General features: G+C 64.0%; 2 protein-coding genes and 2 tRNA genes. 2 read left to right on the forward strand and 2 right to left on the reverse strand.

Annotation, left to right across the window (positions count from 1 at the left end; all coding sequences use genetic code 11):
* Window positions 1-680: 680 nt before the first annotated feature.
* Both ACI38Z_RS06385 and ACI38Z_RS06390 read left to right on the forward strand, forming a co-directional pair.
* Window positions 681-754: transfer RNA gene (locus ACI38Z_RS06385), tRNA-Trp, on the forward strand.
* Window positions 755-873: 119 nt separating this feature from the next.
* Window positions 874-959: transfer RNA gene (locus ACI38Z_RS06390), tRNA-Leu, on the forward strand.
* A gap of 361 nt (window positions 960-1,320) precedes the next feature.
* On the opposite strand, the gene ACI38Z_RS06395 is transcribed toward ACI38Z_RS06390, so the two are convergent.
* Together ACI38Z_RS06395 and ACI38Z_RS06400 are read right to left on the reverse strand one after the other, a co-directional pair.
* Complete coding sequence (locus tag ACI38Z_RS06395) at window positions 1,321-1,872, reverse strand: relaxase/mobilization nuclease domain-containing protein (protein ID WP_439789364.1); 552 nt, start codon at window positions 1,870-1,872, stop codon at window positions 1,321-1,323.
* Window positions 1,873-1,877: 5 nt separating this feature from the next.
* Window positions 1,878-2,303 (reverse strand): hypothetical protein, encoded by a 426-nt coding sequence (locus ACI38Z_RS06400; RefSeq protein ID WP_439789365.1) that lies wholly within the window; start codon window positions 2,301-2,303, stop codon window positions 1,878-1,880.
* Window positions 2,304-2,425 lie beyond the last annotated feature (122 nt).

Raw genomic sequence — 2,425 nt, forward strand, 5'->3', positions numbered from 1 at the left:
AACGCCCTGCGACCTTTTATTTTTTATGGACTATACCTGCAAGCTCCTGCAAGGTTCCGCGTAATCTTGCAATCTAGCAACCGATGACGCGGCGTTGCATCGCGTCTGCGGCCCTCTCGAAGCTGTCCTGGCGCGGGTTGAGGTAGTGGCCATAGAGCACTTCTGAGTTGGATGATCTGCCCTGCATGGCATTGATAAGCGTGGAGTCGATGCCTGCATCCTGCATGAGAGTGGCATAGGTGGCCCTCATGCGGTTGAGCCAGACGAAAGGAATACCTTCCAGACAGCGACCTTTCGCGAAGTACGACTTGTGCTTGTCTAGTACCCGGTCGGGAGCGAGCCGGTGCCCCGTCGGCCTGCCTCCACCCCTCGTGCATCTCGCACTCTGGCAGACAGGTCTTGAGGATCGTATGGCATTAAGCAGATCTGCAAAGATTAGCGGTATTGGCACCTACCGGTATCCCCGCGAATTCTTCGGACCCTTCATGCTGTCCTCGGTCGTGCAGGTGCTGCCGATGCCAAGGGCCTCGGAACGTGAAAGCCCGCCGTCACACATCAGCGGCCAGAATGGAATACGAAGCATGATGGTGCACAGCGATGACTGCATGGAGCAGCTATAAAAATGGCGACGAAAGTCCCTATTCAGAGCCATCCGCCGCTTTTATATTTCTAGCGCAAATACGCCCGTAGCTCAACAGCAGAGCAGCGGTCTCCAAAACCGAAGACGCGGGGGCGGCACCTGCCGGGCGTGCCAGCATAGCCAAGAGGTCTATCCTGCAAGCAGGTGCATGGACATATCAGAGCGGCGATGCCCACTTTCCCAGGCTATTCACCCGGGGGGAAGCATCGCCGCTTGCAATTAGACTACCACACCGCAGCCTGGCGGAGCAGGCAGACGCGCGCCCCAGGAGCGCAAGGACGACAGGCCCATGCGGGTTCGAGCCCCGCGGCCGCGACCATTTTTGCGCAACATTTACCGCTGGTTCAAGCAGGGGGAACTCACCGCCCTGGCCTAGGCAATCGGGGTTCGAGCCCCGGCGGGAGGCCATTGACAACTTAGGGCGCCGCATGGCGGGAGATGGAAGTGGCCGGAATTGCTGAGGAGTAAGAGGGCCCACAGGATCAGGGGATCGGGACCGGGGACGGCAGCCAGCCGGAGACCGGCTGGAAGGCGATGGCTTGCAAGTGGGGGCGCCTTGCCAGGGACAGCGCAACAAAGGCAAGGTCTTATGGCGAGCGGAGGTCGGCGACTCAGGAGTGCGCACCTCTAAAGGAGAGCTCCGCCTCTCCGCATCCCGCGTGGACCCGTTCGTAGCCCTCCTATGAGCCGAGCCTGCGGGTGCCGTGCTGCTTTGCGTCGATCCCGCCCTCAGAGTGCGAAGGCTCCATGTCCCGCGCAATTGCCTGGAGGCGTCCGTTCAGGAGGCCGGGATCGGGGTCACGAAGCCTGTTCTCCGTGGCGTGGCTCGTGTTGTTAACGATGACGTGAGCGTGGGGGATGCGTCCCTCGTTGTCGTCGTGGTAGACGATGGCCACCTGGAAGTCCGGGAAGCTCTCCTCTGCCCAGCGCACGGCGAGCTTCCTTAGCTCTTCGAGCGAGACGCCGTCGCGCGGGTCGGGGGAAAGGACGTAGTGCTTGTAGGTCCTGGCCGGCCTGCCGCGCCAGGGGGCGTCGTTGCCGTTTGCGCGCCTCGTCTCATCCATGGCCACGTCCCATTCGAAGGCGTCAACGCCGCGCCCCGACTGTCGCGCGGCCTCGTCGATCCGCGAGAAGTGCAGCAGGTCCCTGGCGAGGGCCCTCCCGTCCCGCTCGAGGTACCTCCTCGCGGCTGCGAGACCCGTGTGCCCCGATATGGCCTTTATCACCGGCATGCGCGTCAGCTCCAGAGGAAGACGAAAGGCCAGTCAGAGTGTCTCGCCACGTCCTCGCGGAGGCATCCGATGGTGTCCGCCACGTAGGTCATCTCCGCGTCCACGACCCTCAGGGTCTCGAGCGCGTCCTCGGCCGTCACCTCGTGCGGCGACTCGCGGGCGACCTTCGCGATCGTGTTCAGCGCGGCCACGGACTGGTTGTAGAGCGTCCCTATGGCGCGCAGGTTGCGCACGATGCCGTGCGAGGTCTCGTAGTCGAAGGCGACGGTGCCGAAACCCATGCGCGCCTCGCCGTCCGCGAGGCAGTGGATCAGGAGCCTCACCACCTGGCTCCTCGAGCAGGAGAGCTCGGCGGAGGCCCTGCGCAGGGCCTCGAGCTCCTCGTCGGACACGCGGACGTTCAGGCGGTTCGGCATGGCGTCTCGGCTCAAGTCGGTCACCCCCCAGGGGCGCGGGGCATCCCCCGCAGAGCGAAAGGACGGTCGGACGGTTTGGTCCGCGGGGGCGTCCCCCGGGGCACAGACGCCAGTCTGCGCCAACGGGGCTGCCTCCG

Source organism: Parafannyhessea sp. (assembly GCF_051876455.1).
Taxonomy (GTDB): Bacteria; Actinomycetota; Coriobacteriia; order Coriobacteriales; family Atopobiaceae; genus Parafannyhessea.